The organism is Streptomyces sp. NPDC058279 (assembly GCF_042881255.1).
GTDB lineage: Bacteria > Actinomycetota > Actinomycetes > Streptomycetales > Streptomycetaceae > Streptomyces.
This window is the reverse complement of sequence record NZ_JBHVYA010000009.1, coordinates 50735-68004: the sequence shown is the minus strand read 5'-3', so window position 1 is coordinate 68004 and position 17270 is coordinate 50735. Positions and strand designations below refer to the sequence as shown.

Below are 17270 nucleotides of genomic sequence, written 5' to 3'. Positions count from 1 at the left end.
CACGGACGCCGGCCTCCCCCGGGGTGCGAGCATGGCCACATGGCTACTCACCTGATCACCGGTGCCGGATCCGGCATCGGCGCCGCCGTCGCCGCCCGCCTCCACGCGCGCGGCGACGACCTCGTCCTGCTCGCCCGCGACGCCGGCCGCGCCAGGCAGCTCACCGACCGCTACCCCGGCGCCCGCGCGCTCGTCGGCGACCTCGCCGACCCCGACCGGCTCTCCTGGGCGTTCTCCAAGCAGGCCATCCCCGAGCGGATCGACTCCCTCCTGCACATCGCCGGCATCGTCGACCTCGGCCCGGTCGGGGACCTGCGCCCCAAGACCTGGCACCAGCAGCTCAACGTGAACCTCATCGCGCCGGCCGAGGTCACCCGCCTGCTGCTGCCCACCCTGCGCGCCTCGCACGCCACCATCGTCTTCGTGAACTCCGGCGCCGGACTGAACGCGCACGCCGACTGGAGTGCCTACGCCGCCTCGAAGCACGGTCTCAAGGCGCTCGCCGACTCCCTGCGCGCCGAGGAGAAGCCGCACGGCATCCGCGTCACCTCCGTCTACCCCGGCCGCACCGCGAGCCCCATGCAGGCCAAGGTGCACTCGCAGGAGGGCAAGGAGTACGACCCCGCCGCCTGGATCGACCCCGAGTCGGTGGCCACGACCATCGTCATGGCCGTCGACCTGCCCCGCGACGCCGAGGTCAACGACCTGTCCGTGAGGCCCGGCCGATGACCGCGAACGCCACCGGCGTCGGCTCGCTGCCCGGCGGCGACGCCCGCGAGGCCGCCAAGACGGTCACCGGCTCCTTCGAGGAGTTCCCGTACCTCCCGGAACTCCCCGCCCGCGGCCCCGGCGCGGACATGATCGGCCGCACGCTCGGGCTGCTCGTGGAGATGTACGCCCACGTCGAGCCCAGCGGCTGGCGCCTCAGCGACCGGCCCGGCCGCGACACGAGGCGCGCCCGGTCCTGGCTCGGCGAGGACCTCGACGCCCTGGAGGAGTTCACCCAGGGTTACCGGGGCAAGCTCAAGATCCAGGCCGTCGGCCCCTGGACCCTGGCCGCCGCCTTGGAGCTGCACGGCGGCGAGGCCGTGCTCCAGGACGCCGGCGCCTGCCGCGACCTGGCCGCGTCCCTCGCCGAGGGGCTGCGCGAGCACCTCGCCGACGTACGCCGGCGGGTGCCCGGCGCCGAGATCGTGCTCCAGTTCGACGAGCCGTCGCTGACCGCCGTCCTGCTCGGCCGGGTCCGCTCCGCGAGCGGCTACCGCACCTACCGGGCGGTCGACCGGCAGGTCGTCGAGGGCACCCTCCGCGAGTTGTTCGCCGTCACCGATTCCGTCGGGGGCGGCGAGGTCGTCGTCCACTCCTGCGCGCCCGAGGTCCCCTTCGCCCTCCTGCGGCGGGCCGGCGCCTCGGGCGCTTCGTTCGATTTCTCCTTGCTCACCGAGCGCGAGGACGACGCCATCGGCGAAGCGGTCGAAGACGGCCTGAAACTCTTCGCCGGAGTGGTGCCGGGCACCGACGCCCCGTTGTCAGACCCGGGCGGTAGCGTCATGGGTGTCAGGAAGCTTTGGCGCAGGCTGGGGCTGGCCCCGGGGACTCTGGCCGAGTCCGTCGTGGTCACCCCGTCGTGCGGTCTGGCGGGTGCCTCGCCCGCCTACGCCCGCGCGGCACAGGCGCACTGCGTCAGAGCGGCGAGGTCGCTCGCCGACAACCCTGAGTGACGGTCGAGACGGGCCACGGGAGGACACGGCATGGCAGCCGAACAGAAGCAGGCAAGCGACACGACGGCACCGGCGGCGGTGCGCGAACAGCACGCGCTGCTCGCCGAGCAGGTCGAGGAGCACCGCTTCCGGTACTACGTGAACGACCAGCCGGTCGTCAGCGACGCCGAGTTCGACCGACTGCTGCGCTCGCTGGAGGCACTGGAAGAGGAGTACCCGGAGCTGCGCACGCCGGACTCGCCCACCCAGAAGGTGGCCGGGGCGTACGAGACGGACTTCGCCTCCGTGCGGCACCGCGAGCGCATGCTCTCGCTCGACAACGCCTTCGACGACGAGGAACTGGCCACCTGGGCGGAGCGGGTCGCCCGGGACGTGAACACCGGTGACTACCACTACCTCTGCGAGCTGAAGGTGGACGGCCTCGCCGTCAACCTCACCTACGAGAACGGCCGCCTCACCCGCGCCGCCACCCGCGGCGACGGCCGCACCGGCGAGGACATCACGCCCAACGTCCGCACCATCGCCGAGATCCCCGACCGCCTCAAGGGCGACCGCATCCCGAAGCTGGTGGAGATCCGCGGCGAGGTCTTCTTCCCCATGGAGAAGTTCGAGGAGCTCAACGCCCGCCTCGTCGAGGCGGGCGACAAGCCCTTCGCCAACCCGCGCAACGCCGCCGCCGGTTCGCTGCGCCAGAAGGACCCGAAGGTCACCGCGACCCGCCCGCTGCACATGGTCGTGCACGGCATCGGCGCCCGCGAGGGCTTCGACATCGACAAGCTGTCGCAGGCGTACGGACTCCTCGGCGAGTGGGGCCTGCCGACCGCCCGGCACAACAAGGTGGTCTCCTCGCTCGAAGAGGTCCGCGAGTTCATCGCCTACTTCGGCGAGAACCGGCACTCCGTGGAGCACGAGATCGACGGCGTGGTCGTCAAGCTCGACGAGATCCCGCTCCAAGGGCGGCTCGGCTCCACCGCGCGCGCCCCGCGCTGGGCCATCGCCTGGAAGTACGCCCCCGAAGAGGTCAACACCAAGCTGCTCGACATCAAGGTCGGCGTCGGCCGGACCGGGCGCGTCACCCCGTACGCCCAGGTCGAGCCGGTGACCGTGGCCGGCTCGGAGGTCGAGTTCGCGACCCTGCACAACCAGGAGGTCGTCAAGGCCAAGGGCGTGCTCATCGGGGACACCGTCGTGCTGCGCAAGGCGGGCGACGTCATCCCCGAGATCCTCGGCCCGGTGGTGGACCTGCGTGACGGCACCGAGCGCGAGTTCGTGATGCCGGCCGAGTGCCCCGAGTGCGGTACGCCGCTGCGGCCGATGAAGGAAGGCGACATCGACCTGCGCTGCCCCAACGGGCAGACCTGCCCCGCCCAACTGCGCGAGCGGCTGTTCTACCTGGTCGGCCGGCAGTGCCTGGACATCGAGAACTTCGGCAAGGTCGCCGCGGCCGCGCTGACCCGACCGCTGGAGCCGGCCGCGCCGCCGATGCTCGACGAGGGCGACCTGTTCACCCTCACCATCGAGGACCTGCTGCCGATCAAGGCGTACGTGCTCGACCAGGACAGCGGACTGCCCAAGCGGGACCCGAAGACGGGCGAGGAGAAGATCGTCCGGGTCTTCGCCAACCAGAAGGGCGAACCGAAGAAGAACGCCCTGGCGATGCTCCGGAACATCGAGGCCGCCAAGGACCGCCCGCTGGCCCGCGTCATCAACGGGCTGTCCATCCGCCACGTCGGGCCCGTCGCCGCCGAGGCCCTCGCCCGCGAGTTCCGGTCGATCGGGCGCATCGAACAGGCCACCGAGGAGGAACTGGCCGCCACCGACGGGGTCGGCGCGATCATCGCCGCCTCCCTCAAGGAGTGGTTCGCCGTCGACTGGCACCAGGAGATCCTGCGCAAGTGGCGGGAGGCCGGTGTCCGGATGGAGGAGGAAGGTTCCGGCGAGCAGGAGGGACCCCGTCCGCTGGAGGGGATGACCGTCGTGGTCACCGGCACCCTGCAGAACCACACCCGCGACGGCGCCAAGGAGGCGTTGCAGAGCCGGGGCGCCAAGGTCACCGGCTCCGTCTCGAAGAAGACCTCCTTCGTCGTCGTCGGCGAGAACCCCGGCTCCAAGTACGACAAGGCCGTGCAGTTGAAACTCCCCGTCCTCGACGACGCGGGCTTCGCGGTGCTGTTGGAACAGGGGCCCGACGCCGCGCGAGCCGCGGCCCTCCCCGTGGACGGCGGCCTCCCGGTGTCCGGCGACCTCCCGGTGGACGGCGCCACCGAAGCGGAGTAACAACCGGATGAACGCTCGTCCGAGGGAGCGGCGGAACCAACGGATGCGTGGCGTGCGGCCGTACGGGCGGGCGCACGCCCCCGCGCGGGACCCGGGGGTAAACGGCCGGTACAAGGCTGGTGGCAGGGCCGTGAGCTGTCGGATCATCGGACGGGTGACCTCGAAGTCCTGGTCCAAACTCACCTGTTCGGCGGATACCGTACTGATGAGGATGGCTGGGTCGCATTCGGGCAACCACCGCCGACCGCTGCCCTTGGGTGCCTCTCGCGTCCTACTGTTGAGGGGTGCGCCTGTCGTGCACGGCTGCCTGATGTGCTTTCAGCCGTGATGGCATGACACAGGGGCCATCGCGTGACATCGGCATCGCCGGCTGTGAGAGGGACGGGCATGAAACCCACCGAAAGCGCCGACCCGTCACCTGAATTCGGCGGGGAACCCCCGTCCATGCGGACGGGCCGGCTCGGTGTCCTGGGTGCCAGGACACGGGAGACGCGCACCCCCGACACCGGGACGGGCGCGAGCGGCGGACAAGGGCGGACCGTGCTGCCCTTCGCCGTCGTCGGCCTGGCCGTCGCCGTACTGGCGGCGGGTGTCGTCACCGCGCTGGCCGACCGGCACGCCCTGTTTCCCGGCGGGCCCGTCGGCTGGGCGCTCGCCCTGCTCACCGGGGTCATCGTCGGCCACCTCGTGGCGCTCGGCCGCGACCGCTGGTGGGGCGGCACCGGCTCGGGAGCCGCGCTCACCCTCGGCGTGCTCCTCCTCTACGGCTGGGTCCCCGCCGGACTCGTCTCGCTCGCCGTCGTCTCGCTCGTCGGGGCCGCCCGCCGGCACCGCTGGCGGCAGGGCCTGCTGCACGGCTCCGCCGACATCCTCGGCATCGGCGCGGGCGCCCTCGTCCTGGCCGCCTTCGGCCAGACGCCGACCGTGGAGATCCCCTGGTTCCCCGGCACCTGGGGCCTGGCCGCGATCCCCGAGGTGGTCCTCGTCGCCGTCGCCTACCTGCTGGTGACCCGGATCGTCCTGTGGTTCGCGCTCGCCCCGCGCGGCGCCGGACTGCCCACCGTCGCCCGCACCGCCCTGCTGCGGCAGGCGCTGGTCGCCGCCGCGCTGCTCGGCATCGCCCCGCTGATCTGCGTCGTCGCCGGCAACCAACCCGTACTGCTGCCGCTGTTCGCCGTACCGCTCATCGCCCTGGACTCCACCCTGTGGATCGCCCGTGCCCGCGCCGAGGAACAACTGCGCGACCCGCTCACCGGCCTGCCGAACCGGCAGTGGCTGCTGGAGCGCACCTGGTCCGCGCTGGACGAGGCTGAACGTTTGGGCACCCGTTCCGCCCTCGTCCTCATCGACCTCGACCGCTTCCGCGCCGTCAACGACACCCTCGGCCACCTCGCCGGGGACCGACTGCTCCTCCAGATCGCCGAACGGCTGCGCCAGGCGCTCCCGCCGGACGCCGAGGCGGCCCGCCTCGGCGGCGACGAGTTCGCCGTCCTGCTGCCGCTCGCCGACTCCACCACCAGCGCCCAGCGCGTCGCCCGCCACCTGGTCTCGGAGCTCAGCTCCCCGCTCGACCTGGACGGCCTCACCCTCGTCCTGGAGGCCAGCGCGGGCCTCGCCGTCTTCCCCGACCACGCCCTGGACGCGGAGGGCCTGCTCCGCCGGGCCGACGTGGCCATGTACCAGGCCAAGCGGGACCGCACCGGTGTGGAGGTGTACGAGTCCAAGCGCGACAGCAACACGCCCGACCGGCTGGGCCTCCTCGGAGACCTCCGCCGGGCGCTCGACGCGGGCGAGGTCGAACTCCACTACCAGCCGAAGGTCGGCTTCGACGGCAAGGTGGCCGGCCTGGAAGCGCTCGTGCGCTGGGTCCACCCCGAGCGCGGGCGGGTCTCCCCGGACGAGTTCATCGCCATCGCCGAGACCTCCGGCCTCATGCCGCACCTGACGGAGTACGTGCTGGAGACGGCGCTGGCCCAGGTGGCCCGCTGGCGCGCCCAGGGACTCAAGGTGCCCGTCGCGGTCAACGTCTCGCCGCGCGACGTCCACACCCCCGGCTTCGCGGGGGCCGTGGCCGCCAGACTCGCCCGGCACGGGGTCCCGGCCAGCGGCCTGCAACTGGAGATAACGGAACACGTCCTGCTGGAGGACCCCCAGCGGGCGGCCGACACCATGGCCGGGCTGACCGGGCACGGCGTGAAGATGTCCCTGGACGACTTCGGCACCGGCTACTCCTCGCTGGTCCACCTGCGGCGGCTGCCCGTCAGCGAGCTCAAGATCGACCGCTCGTTCGTGGCCCGACTGGCCGTGGACGCCCAGGACGCCGAGATCGTCCGGTGCACCGTGGACCTCGCGCACTCGCTGGGCCTGCTGGTCGTCGCCGAGGGCGTCGAGGACGACGAGACCTGGGAGCGGCTGCGGGACCTGGGCTGCGACGCCGTCCAGGGCTGGCTGATCGCCGCCGCCATGCCGCCGCAGGAGGCCACGGCCTGGCTGCTGGCCCGCGGCGAACGCGGCTGGCGCCGCCCGGCCGACATCACGGCCGAACTCGCCGCCGCGGCGGCCAAGGAATCCCAGGCGTCCTGACCCCGGGCCTCCGCCCCGGACCCCGCGCCTCAATCGCCGGCGGGGCTGAGGTTGCCCGGCGTGTCCCGCCCGGGCCGCTGGGGCTCCCGCCCCGACCCCCGGCGCCTCAATCGCCGGCGGGGCTGCTTTTGCCCGGCGGGGTAACCGGCGTCGCCGGGGACACCGGCCTGCCGGGGCCATGGGCAACCCGGGCCGCCCCAGCCACCGGCCCGCCCGGGCTCCGCCCCGGGGTCTCCGGGCCCCCACGGGGTCAACCGGCACACCCCGGCGCGGCGGCAGAACCAGCCCCGCCGGCGTTTGAGGCGCAGGGTCCGGGGCGGAGCCCCGCGCGGGTCCGGGCAGCGCCCGGCGGACACCGCGCAGCCGACGCCGACGGCCCCGGACGGCAAACCGTTTAGTGGCTGCGGCCCCCCGCCCCCTAGGATTGGCAGCGAAACCTACACACTCACCACCCCCAGAGGATCGCTGCATGCCTGGCATCACGCGCGAGGAGGTCGCCCACCTCGCTCGGCTGGCACGTCTGGAGCTCAAGGCCGAAGAGCTGGACCACTTCGCCGGACAGCTCGACGACATCATCGGCGCGGTCGCCCGCGTATCCGAGGTCGCCGACCAAGACGTCCCGCCGACCTCCCACCCGCTGCCGCTGACCAACGTCATGCGCGCGGACGAGGTCCGTCCGTCGCTCACCCCCGAGCAGGCGCTTTCCGGCGCTCCCGCCCAGGAGCAGCAGCGTTTCAAGGTGCCGCAGATCCTGGGGGAGGACTAACAACCATGGCTGACACCATCATCACCAAGCTCACCGCCGCCGAGACCGCCGAGAAGATCGCCTCCGGCGAACTCACGGCCGTCGAGGTCACCGAGGCCCACCTGGCCCGCATCGAGGCGACCGACGAGAAGGTCCACGCCTTCCTCCACGTCGACCGCGAAGGCGCCCTGGCCCAGGCCCGTGCCGTCGACGCCAAGCGCGAGCGCGGCGAGAAGCTCGGCCCGCTGGCCGGCGTGCCGCTCGCCCTCAAGGACATCTTCACGACCGTCGGCGTCCCGACCACCGTCGGCTCGAAGATGCTCGAAGGGTGGATCCCGCCCTACGACGCCACCCTGACGCGCCGGCTCAAGGAAGCCGACGTCGTCATCCTCGGCAAGACCAACATGGACGAGTTCGCCATGGGGTCCTCCACCGAGAACAGCGCGTACGGCCCCACCGGCAACCCCTGGGACCTCACCCGCATCCCCGGCGGCTCCGGCGGCGGCTCCGCCGCGGCCCTCGCCGCCTTCCAGGCGCCCCTCGCCATCGGCACGGACACCGGCGGCTCCATCCGCCAGCCCGCCGCCGTCACGGCCACCGTCGGCGTGAAGCCCACGTACGGCTCGGTCTCCCGGTACGGCATGGTCGCCTTCTCCTCCTCCCTCGACCAGGGCGGTCCCTGCGCCCGTACGGTCCTGGACGCCGCGCTCCTCCACGAGGTGATCGCCGGCCACGACCCGATGGACTCCACCTCCATCGACGCCCCGGTCCCGCCGGTCGTCGAGGCGGCCCGCAACGGCTCCGTCGCCGGCATGCGCGTCGGCGTGGTCAAGCAGTTCGCGGGCGAGGGCTACCAGGCCGGTGTCGTCCAGCGCTTCAACGAGTCGGTCGAGCTCCTCAAGGAGCTCGGCGCCGAGATCGTCGAGCTGGACTGCCCGTCCTTCGATCTCGCCATGGCCGCGTACTACCTGATCGCGCCGTCCGAGGCCTCCTCGAACCTGGCCCGCTTCGACGGTCTGCGCTACGGCCTGCGCGTCGGCGACGACGGCACCCTGTCCGCCGAGGACGTCACCGCCCTGACCCGCGAAGCCGGCTTCGGCGACGAGGTCAAGCGCCGCATCATCCTCGGTACGTACGCGCTCAGCTCCGGCTACTACGACGCGTACTACGGCTCCGCCCAGAAGGTCCGCACGCTGATCTCGAAGGACTTCGAGAAGTCCTTCGAGCAGGTCGACGTGATCGTCTCCCCGACGACCCCGACCACCGCCTTCCCGATCGGCGAGCGCACCGACGACCCCCTGGCGATGTACCTCGCCGACCTGTGCACCATCCCGACCAACCTGGCCGGCAACTCCGCCATGTCGCTCCCCTGCGGCCTGGCACCGGAGGACGGCCTGCCGGTCGGACTGCAGATCATCGCCCCCGCCATGAAGGACGACCGGCTGTACAAGGTCGGTGCCGCCGTCGAGGCCGCCTTCACGGAGCGTTGGGGTCACCCGCTGCTTGAGGAGGCTCCGTCGCTGTGAGTGGTAGCGCACTGTCCAAGGCCAAGGGCTTCAAGAAGTCCAAGTCCGGTACGTACCTGTCGATCGGCACCACCGCCTTCGGTGCCATCAGCGTGATCAAGCAGGCCAAGAAGGCCCGCACCGAGAACGACACGCTAAAGCTGGTCGACGCCGTTGTGTCCGCCGCCGCCATCGTCACCGGCCTCGCGATCCTGTACCGCGAGCTGAAGCGCCTCGGCGACGACGACGTCCTGCTGGGCTGAGAGGGAAGTTTCACTGTGACCGTCACCGAACTGCTGTCGTACGAGGACGCCCTCGCGTCGTACGACCCCGTCATGGGCCTGGAGGTCCATGTCGAGCTCGGCACCAAGACCAAGATGTTCTGCGGCTGCTCGACCGAGCTGGGCGCCGAGCCCAACGCGCAGACCTGCCCCGTCTGCCTCGGCATGCCCGGCGCGCTCCCGGTCGTCAACGCGATCGGCGTGGAGTCGGCCATCAAGATCGGTCTCGCGCTGAACTGCGAGATCGCCGAGTGGTGCCGCTTCGCCCGGAAGAACTACTTCTATCCGGACATGCCGAAGAACTTCCAGACCTCCCAGTACGACGAGCCGATCGCCTTCAACGGCTTCCTGGACGTCCAGCTGGAGGACGGCGAGATCTTCCGCGTGGAGATCGAGCGCGCCCACATGGAGGAGGACACCGGCAAGTCGCTGCACGTCGGCGGCGCCACCGGCCGTATCCACGGCGCGTCCCACTCCCTGCTGGACTACAACCGCGCCGGCATCCCGCTCATCGAGATCGTCACCAAGCCCATCGAGGGCGCGGGCGAGCGGGCCCCCGAGGTCGCCAAGGCGTACGTCGCCGAGCTGCGCGAGGTCATCAAGGCCCTCGGCGTGTCCGAGGCCCGGATGGACAAGGGCCAGATGCGCTGCGACGTGAACCTGTCGCTGCGCCCGAACGGCACCGAGAAGTTCGGCACCCGCTCGGAGACGAAGAACGTCAACTCGCTGCGCTCCGTGGAGCGCGCGGCGCGCTTCGAGATCCAGCGCCACGCGGCGGTCCTCTCCTCCGGCGGCACCATCATCCAGGAGACCCGGCACTTCCACGAGGAGGACGGCTCCACCACGGCCGGCCGCATCAAGGACAACGCCGAGGACTACCGGTACTTCCCGGAGCCCGACCTGGTCCCCGTCGCCCCGGCCCGCGACTGGGTCGAGGAACTCCGGGGCGGGCTGCCCGAGATGCCGCGCGTGCGCCGCAACCGGCTCCGCGAGGAGTGGGGCGTCAGCGAGCACGACATGCAGTCGATCCTCAACGCGGGCGCGGTGGATTCCATCGTCGCCACGGTCGAGGCCGGTGCCGACTCGGCCGCCGCGCGCAAGTGGTGGATGGGCGAGCTGGCCCGCAACGCCAACGAGCAGGGCGTCTCCGTGGACGAGCTGCCCATCACCCCGGCGCAGGTCGCCCGGGTCGCGGCGCTGGTCGCCGAGGGCTCGCTCAACGACAAGCTGGCCCGCCAGGTCATCGAGGGCGTCCTCGCCGGCGAGGGCACCCCGGACGAGGTCGTCGACAAGCGCGGCCTCAAGGTCGTCTCGGACGAGGGCGCGCTGGGCGCGGCCGTGGACGAGGCCATCGCGGGCAACGCCGCCATCGCGGACAAGATCCGCGGCGGCAAGATCGCGGCGGTCGGCGCCCTGGTCGGCGCGGTCATGAAGACCACCCGCGGCCAGGCGGACGCGGCACGCGTCAAGGAGCTCATCCTGGAGCGGCTGGGCGTCTCGGAGTAGTCGCTCACGTAACTCGAAAGGCGGCCCCCCACCGGAACCTCCGGTGCGGGGCCGCCGTCGTATCCCGGTCAGCGGGTGAGCTGCGGGGCGGCGATCACGACGGTGCCGTTGTCGCAGCCCATGTCCACCTTGACGCGCAGCCGCAGGGCGCCGTTCACGTCCACCGACTTGGTGATCGGCTTTCCGAGTTCCACCAGTTCGGAGAAGGCCGCCGGTTGGCCGTCCAGCGAGACGGTGACCCGCCCCTTCTGCTGCAACGAGCCGTCGTCGATCCCGGCGGTGAAGTCCAGGTGCTTCCACTCCCGGTTGAGGTCGAACTCCGTGACGGCCTCGTCGTTGCAGTCGGGCTGCGCGATGAAGGCGGCCCCGTACTGCTTGGTGTTGATCTTCGCCGAGCCGACCTTGAAGTTGCCCAGGTCCGACACCGGCGTCATGACCGTCAGGTCGGCCGCCTTGATGTTCGCCGCGATGCCCGCCGGCGCGGTGCCGGAGGCGGTGGGGTCGGGCGTGGGCTCCGTGCTCTCGCTCTCCGACGGGGTGGGCGTCGGGGTCTCCTCCGGGGTGGTCCCGTCGGAGGCGGTGCTCTCCGCCTTGCCGTTCGAGGCCGCCTGGTCCCGCCCCTTGTCGTCCTTCCCGTTCAGGAGCTGTACGCCGATCACCGCGAGTGCGGCGATGACCAATACGGCGGCCACCGAGCCCAGGACCAGCCCGGCCCGCTTTCTCTTCCCCGGCCGGCTGCCCGCCGGCTCCGGGGGCGGCGTCGCGTGCAGGGCGTACGTGGGCGCGTACGCGGCCGGTACATGAGGCACTTCGGCAGGCGGCGTACTCGCGGACTGCGGCTCGGCGGGCTGCGGCGGCACCACCGGGGCCACCACCGGCCGGGGCGGGACCGCGCCGGGTACGGCGTCCTGGACGGCCGTGGCGCGCTGGGAGGTGGAGCTGGTCGTGGACACCACCGCGTGCCGGACGTCCTTCATCCACCCCGTCAGGCTCACCGGCCGCTCGGCGGGGTCGTAGGCGTAGATCGCGGTGATCCGGCTCCGCTGCTCCGCGTCCAGCGCCGCGATCTGCGGCAACGCCTGCATGGCCCGCGCCAGTTGCTCCGGCGAGGAGGGCGGGGACTCCCCGCTCAGCAGGAAGTACGCGATGGCCCCGAAGGCGTACCGGTCGGCGCCCGGGGTCCGCTTGCCGTCGAAGACCTCTGGGGCCGCGTAGCCCGGGGTGAACCAGACCTCGGCCGTCTGGTGGTCGGCGGTGAGCTTGCTCAGGCCGAAGTCCACGAGAGTCGCCTGCCCGTGCGCGTCGACCATCACGTTGCCGGGGGAGAGGTCACCGTGGATCACCTGGCGCCCGGACGGCGTCGCCTTCCCCGAGTGCAGCCAGTCCAGCACGTCGGCCAGCTGCTCCAGCGTGCGCATCACCTCGCGCCGCTCGGCGGCGGTGGTGAGGGTCCGCTCGGCCCGCCAGTCGCGCAGATCGAGCCCGTCGACGTGGTTCATGACGAGCACGAGCGCCCGCCCGGTCAGCGTCCCGGACTCCCCGGGCCGGTGGATCGGCGGCCCTTCGAAATGCTCCCGGACACCGACGACACCGGGGCGGTGGACGAAGCGGAGCAGTTCGGCCTGCTCGTTCCACTTCTGGCTGATCCGGTCGAAGATGTCGGGCGTGATGGTCGTCTTGGAGTCGAGCACCTTGACGACCACCGGTTCACTGCCACCCGCGAGCTCGATCTCGGCGAGATAGAGCACGGCCTCCCCGCCGCGCCCGATGGACCGGAGCAACCGATAACGGTCGGCTGCGGAATCCGGTCCGATGTGCAGATTCTGGCTGGTCAATTTCCCCCCAGCGGCACTGGTTTGCGTGGGGGTCAGTCTGGCGTGGCCTGAATCACACGGTCAATCGAAACGGTCAGTTTGCCGCGCCCGAGACGAAGGCGGCCCAAGTCCCGGGGGAGACCGTCAGGACCGGTCCGTCGGTCACCTTGGAGTCCCGGACGTGCACGGCGGCGGGGTGCGCGGCGACCTCGACGCAGTCGCCGCCGGCGTCGCCGCTGTAGCTCGACTTGTGTCAGTGGTAGGCGACTTCGATGCAGTCGCCGCCCTGGCTACCGCTGTAACTCGATTTGAACCAGGCCAGTTGGTGCGTCATGACTCTCCCAGCATCTCGTCCAGCAGGCTCTCGCTGTCTTCCACGGACAGAGCCTGGGAACGCAGCATCCCATACAGGAGATGGAGGGGATGGACCTCGTCGGGGTCATCCAGGAGGAAGCTGACACGCTGACCCTCTACGTAGGCGAGTTGCTCGTGATCGGATGTCTCCAGCAGAACCTTCGCCCCGTCCAGGCCGGCGTGTGTCTCGCGAGAACGGGGCATGATTTGGAGCCCGACGAAGGGAAGCTCCGCCAGGGCTCGTAGGCGTTCGAGTTGTCCGCGTAGCACTTGCGGTCCACCGACGGGGCGCTCCAACGCGTACTGCTCGATGATGAAGTGCATCACCGGTGGTTGCGGTTCGCGATGGAACAGGGCTTGGCGGGCGATCCTGTCCTCGGCCTGTTGGGCGATCTGGTCGGCCGGGAGTGGGGGAAAGAAGTTGGCGAAGACCGCCTCTGCGTACTGCGGCGTCTGAAGCATGCCTGGGACCGAGGCATTCTGATACGAGAGCAGGCTGAGCGCTTCCTCCTCGTGCTCGATGTACTCGCGTGCGAACGCCGGATACCGCTCCCGCCTAGGGATCGCCTCCGCCGCCTCTCGCAGGGCTCCCTTCGCGTCCAGGACCGCGTCGAGGGCGACGGCGAGCTTCAAGGACAGCGGCCGGCGGCCCTGTTCCACCGAGGTGATGGACTCGACGTCGCAGAAGACCAGGTCGGCCAACTGCTGTTGGGTGAGCAGGGCGCGCTTGCGATGGTGGGCCGGCAGGACGCCGACGACCTTCCAAGAGGCGTTCTTCTGGGGCCGGTTGCTTTTGGGCATGCCGGTCACATCCCCCGCAGACTTCGCGCCGACCCACGTATCACCCCTACGGCACCCGTACAAAAGGCGTGTACGAGCAGCCTGCCGCCTATTTCTATAGCGAACGTTATTGAACTTGGGTACGGTTGAATCTAGAACGACCGCTACAGAAAGGCAGAGGTGCCACCATGTCCGTCGTCACGACGACCACCCCCTACGCCCGCACCGTCCGCAAGGAAAGCGGTGGCCCCGGGCTGCTGCTCGCCCACGGCGGTGGCGGGTCCGTCGAGTCCAACTTCGGCGCGATCCTGGACGACCTGGCCGCCGCGTACAGCGTCGTCGGGGTCGACTACCCCGGGACCGGCGGCACGCCGCGCGCCACCGGACCGCTGGAACTCGACGTACTTGCTGACCAGTTGGTGGCGGCAGCCGACGCCGAAGGGCTGGAGCGGTTCGCCGTGCTCGGCTACTCGCTCGGCGGGAACGTCGCCGTCCGGCTCGCCGCCCGGTACCCCGAGCGGGTCACCGCGCTCGTCCTCACCGCGACCTTCGCCCGCGCCGGGAACCGGCTGGGACTGGTCGCCGACCTCTGGTCGGCGTTGGCCGCGCGGGGCGACAGCGAGTCGCTGGCACGGTTCCTGACCCCGCTCGCCCTCGGCGCGCGGACGCTGGAGGCCCTCGGCCCCGAGGAGCTGGAAGAGCTGGTGCGGGCCACCGCCGCTTCCATCCCGCCCGGCAGCGGGGACCACGTCGAGCTGATCAGGGGCGCCGATCTGCGCGCCGACCTCGCGCGGATCGACGTACCCGCCCTCGTCATCGCGACGACCGAGGACGGGCTCGTACCGCTCGACCTCCAGCGGGAACTGGCCGACTCCCTCCCGGGCGCGCAGTACGCGGAACTCGCCACCGGCCATCTTCCCTTCGTCGAACGACCGGCGGAGTGGGCGGCGTTGATCAGCGGGTTCCTGGGATCGCGTTGAGGAAGGCGAGACGGGCCTTCTTCGCCGGGAGGTAGACCTCGGGGAGGTCGATCTCCGGCAGCTCGATCTCGGGACCGAGGACGAAACCCGAGCGCTCCAGGAAGGCCATGACCTTGCCGTTGCGGACGTCCGGCTCACCGACCACGCGGCGGGCGCCGCCGTCGGAGAACAGGTACGCCGTGAACACCCCCACCAGGGCCGCGCTGAAACCGTGCTCCGGCGCACCCTGGGCCGGCCCGAGCAGCAGGTGGATGCCGACATCGCCCGGCCGCACCTCGTAGCACTCGCTGATCCGGTCCTCGGCGCAGTCGTACGTCTGGAACAGCGCGACCGGTCGACCGTCGCGGCGGACGAGGAAGGCATGGTGGGTGGTGCGGCGGTCGACGTCCTCGTAGATCTCCCGGACCAGCTCGCGGCTCGCCTCGGCCATGCCCCAGAAACGGGCCCGCTCCTCGGTGACCCAGCCGTGGATCAGGGCGGAGTCGGCGGCCGGGTCGAGAGGGGTGAGGGTGACGGTCCCGAAGCCCTCGACGGAGCGGGTGAACACGGGCTGCCGGGTGGAGGTGGTCATGCGGATTCCTTGGTGAGGCGGGCCCAGTCGGTGACGACGGGTACGAGTTCGCAGCGGGCCCAGAGGGGAAGCTGGTCGCGGTGGTGGGGGGAGCCGGTGACCCCGTCGGCGCCCAGTGGGACCACCCAGAGGCTGTCCTCGCGCCGGGCGAGGTCCCAGACGTAACGGGCCGCCGATGCCCGGGCGGTGAGGTCGGTGAAACCGGGGACGGAGGAGGTGGCGTTCACACAGTCGTGGTCGCCGCCGAGGCCGAGCCACTCGGCGTCCGGGTCGGGGAGCACCGACCACGGGGTCAGCCGGTGGACCTCAGACCAGGGCGTGTCGGCGGTGTGTCCGGCCGCCGTCTCCTCCAGCGCGGCGCGGACGTGACCGGCGCGGTCCAGGTCGGGGAGGAGGGGCGTGGTCAGCAGCCCCTCCAGGGCGTAGCCGACGCGCGGGACGAGGTACAGCCACGGGTGGAACACCTCGGGGGCGGTCGGCGCGTCGGCCAGGCCGGCGAAGACGGGGTCGGCGGCGAGGCGGCGTACGGTCGCGGTCCGGAAGGCCGAGAAGACGGTGGCGTCGGTGGAGTCGGCCTCCATGCGTCGGTCCCAGGCGAGCAGGCGTTCGCGCAGCAGCGCCGCGTCGGGGGAGAGGTCGTCGAGCCCGGGCAGCAGGGCCAGGAGGGGTTCGGCGGAGGCCAGGTGGGTGTCCCGGTGTACGTCGGCCATCGCCTTCGGAGACCAGTCGGCCGAGCCGGAGAGCAGCTCGCGGATGCGGTTCGCGCGGTGCGGGGGCGCGAACTCGACGCCGAGCGGGGAGGCGATGCCGCGCGCGTTCGCCATGACGGCGAAGCCCTGGACCGGCTCGGCGGGGGTCGCGGCCCAGCCCTGCCATGCGTACCGCGCGTCCCAGGCGGGCACGGGGCGCAGCCGGTTGGCGGGGTCGCGGTGCGGGACCGCTCCGGCGACGCGGTGCAGCAGCCCGCCCTCGGTGTCGGCGGCGTGCACGACGTTGACGGGTTCGGCCCAACCGTCGAGGGCCCGGTCGATGTCGGCGACCGTGCGGGCGCGCAGCAGCGCGGGGAGGGCGGCGAAGCCGAGATCGCGGCGGACGCGGGGCGGGTAGCGCAGGGAGAGCGGCTGCTCCGCGGTGGCGGTGTGGGTGATGACCGGGCCGCGCGCGGTTTCCAGCACCTCGACGGTGACGGGGGCGGCGCCGGCCACCGTGATCGTCTCGGTGTGCCGGTGGACGGCCTCCCAGGCGCCGCCCGGCCCCAGCGCCTCGATGGTCTCACCGTCGGTGTGGGCCGCGGGGCGCAACTGTTCGACGAACAGGTCCTGGTAGTCGGCCATGGCGTTGGTGATGGCCCAGGCGGCGCTGCCGGTGTGGCCGAAGTGGGCGAGCCCGGGGACGCCGGGGACGGCGAGGCCGAGGACGTCGTACTCCGGGCAGGAGAGACGCATCTGCTGGTAGACCCCGGGGTCCTCGATGAACCGGTGGGGGTCGCCGGCGATGATCGCCGCGCCGGTGGCGGTGCGCTCGCCGGGGACGAGCCAGCCGTTGCTGCCGGCGGTGCCGGGGCCGTCGGTGGCGAAGAGCGTGACGGCGTCGTCGCCGAGGGCGCGGGCGACGCGCTCGCGCCACAGCTTGGTGGCGAAGCCGGCGAAGAGGATGTGGGTGGCGATCCAGATGGAGAGCGGTACCCACGGCTCCCAGGGGGTGGGGCGGTGCGCGGTGCGCGCGAACCGGTCGTCGCGGGCGGCCCCTTCGGCGAGGGCGTCGTTGACGCCGTCGACGTACGCCCCCACCCAGGCGGCGGTCGCGGCGTCGAGGGTCTCGTGGCAGCGGCGCGCGGTGTCGTCGAGCCGGGCCTGCCGCGCGAACCGGTCCCAGGCGACCGCCCCGGTCCCGAGGAACGCGGCACTCGAACCCTGGGCGCGGTGCCGCTCCACCTCCACCTGCCAGGCCCGGTCCAGGGCGGTGACGCGGCCTTGGGCGCGGGCGAGGCGGAGGTGGTCGGCGGCGCGGAGGTGGGGGATGCCCCAGGAATCCCGGTAGACGCCGGGGGACGTGGGGTCGGTGGTGGAGCCGTCTGCGGCGGTCGGGCTGGTCATGCTGGGGCTCCCCCGGTGGTGGCGGCTTAGGTAAGGCAACCCTAACTGTCGAGCCAA

At 71.8% G+C, this 17270-nt stretch carries 13 protein-coding genes and 1 pseudogene; 9 read left to right on the top strand and 5 right to left on the bottom strand.

The window, feature by feature from the left end; translation table 11 throughout:
- Positions 1–39 precede the first annotated feature (39 nt).
- From ACFVXJ_RS18820 to gatB, 8 genes are all read left to right on the top strand, one after another.
- Positions 40–729 (top strand): SDR family oxidoreductase, encoded by a 690-nt coding sequence (locus ACFVXJ_RS18820; RefSeq protein WP_389662950.1) that lies wholly within the window; start codon positions 40–42, stop codon positions 727–729.
- Complete coding sequence (locus tag ACFVXJ_RS18815; protein ID WP_389662948.1) at positions 726–1721, top strand: methionine synthase; 996 nt, start codon at positions 726–728, stop codon at positions 1719–1721. The genes ACFVXJ_RS18820 and ACFVXJ_RS18815 overlap by 4 nt, the downstream gene beginning before the upstream one ends.
- Positions 1722–1751: 30 nt before the next feature.
- On the top strand, positions 1752–3998 hold the full coding sequence (ligA, locus tag ACFVXJ_RS18810) for an NAD-dependent DNA ligase LigA (protein WP_389662947.1): 2247 nt from the start codon (positions 1752–1754) through the stop codon (positions 3996–3998).
- 387 nt (positions 3999–4385) lie between these two features.
- Positions 4386–6581, top strand: coding sequence for a putative bifunctional diguanylate cyclase/phosphodiesterase (locus ACFVXJ_RS18805; protein WP_389662946.1), 2196 nt, complete (start codon positions 4386–4388; stop codon positions 6579–6581).
- A 469-nt stretch (positions 6582–7050) separates the two neighbouring features.
- Entirely contained in the window at positions 7051–7347 is a 297-nt protein-coding gene (gene gatC / locus ACFVXJ_RS18800; RefSeq protein ID WP_010984178.1) for an Asp-tRNA(Asn)/Glu-tRNA(Gln) amidotransferase subunit GatC, read from the top strand.
- Positions 7348–7352: 5 nt separating this feature from the next.
- Positions 7353–8852 carry an Asp-tRNA(Asn)/Glu-tRNA(Gln) amidotransferase subunit GatA gene (gene gatA / locus ACFVXJ_RS18795; protein ID WP_389662944.1) on the top strand — a complete coding sequence of 500 codons (1500 nt, stop codon included), beginning with the start codon at positions 7353–7355 and terminating at the stop codon, positions 8850–8852.
- Complete coding sequence (locus ACFVXJ_RS18790; RefSeq protein ID WP_136214541.1) at positions 8849–9094, top strand: hypothetical protein; 246 nt, start codon at positions 8849–8851, stop codon at positions 9092–9094. The genes gatA and ACFVXJ_RS18790 overlap by 4 nt, the downstream gene beginning before the upstream one ends.
- Positions 9095–9109: 15 nt before the next feature.
- Positions 9110–10618, top strand: coding sequence for an Asp-tRNA(Asn)/Glu-tRNA(Gln) amidotransferase subunit GatB (gatB, locus tag ACFVXJ_RS18785; RefSeq protein WP_389662943.1), 1509 nt, complete (start codon positions 9110–9112; stop codon positions 10616–10618).
- Between the two features lie 68 nt (positions 10619–10686).
- Here the strand turns inward: gatB and ACFVXJ_RS18780 are convergent, their stop codons facing one another.
- The 3 genes and pseudogenes from ACFVXJ_RS18780 to ACFVXJ_RS18770 all read right to left on the bottom strand — a co-directional run bounded on the left by ACFVXJ_RS18780 (position 10687) and on the right by ACFVXJ_RS18770 (position 13587).
- On the bottom strand, positions 10687–12453 hold the full coding sequence (locus ACFVXJ_RS18780) for a protein kinase (protein ID WP_389662941.1): 1767 nt from the start codon (positions 12451–12453) through the stop codon (positions 10687–10689).
- A gap of 73 nt (positions 12454–12526) precedes the next feature.
- Positions 12527–12766 (bottom strand): annotated as a pseudogene (locus tag ACFVXJ_RS18775) (DUF397 domain-containing protein).
- The gene (locus ACFVXJ_RS18770; RefSeq protein WP_389662939.1) at positions 12763–13587 is read right to left on the bottom strand and encodes a Scr1 family TA system antitoxin-like transcriptional regulator; all 825 of its coding nucleotides are present in this window, start codon (positions 13585–13587) and stop codon (positions 12763–12765) included. Before ACFVXJ_RS18770 ends, ACFVXJ_RS18775 begins: the two are co-directional and overlap by 4 nt.
- Before the next feature lie 167 nt (positions 13588–13754).
- On the opposite strand from ACFVXJ_RS18770, the gene ACFVXJ_RS18765 reads away from it, so the two are divergent.
- Complete coding sequence (locus tag ACFVXJ_RS18765) at positions 13755–14546, top strand: alpha/beta fold hydrolase (RefSeq protein WP_389662938.1); 792 nt, start codon at positions 13755–13757, stop codon at positions 14544–14546.
- On the opposite strand, the gene ACFVXJ_RS18760 is transcribed toward ACFVXJ_RS18765, so the two are convergent.
- Together ACFVXJ_RS18760 and ACFVXJ_RS18755 are read right to left on the bottom strand one after the other, a co-directional pair.
- Positions 14521–15117 (bottom strand): GNAT family N-acetyltransferase, encoded by a 597-nt coding sequence (locus ACFVXJ_RS18760; RefSeq protein WP_389662937.1) that lies wholly within the window; start codon positions 15115–15117, stop codon positions 14521–14523. The genes ACFVXJ_RS18765 and ACFVXJ_RS18760 overlap by 26 nt on opposite strands.
- Positions 15114–17213, bottom strand: coding sequence for a penicillin acylase family protein (locus ACFVXJ_RS18755; RefSeq protein WP_389662935.1), 2100 nt, complete (start codon positions 17211–17213; stop codon positions 15114–15116). Before ACFVXJ_RS18755 ends, ACFVXJ_RS18760 begins: the two co-directional genes overlap by 4 nt.
- Positions 17214–17270 lie beyond the last annotated feature (57 nt).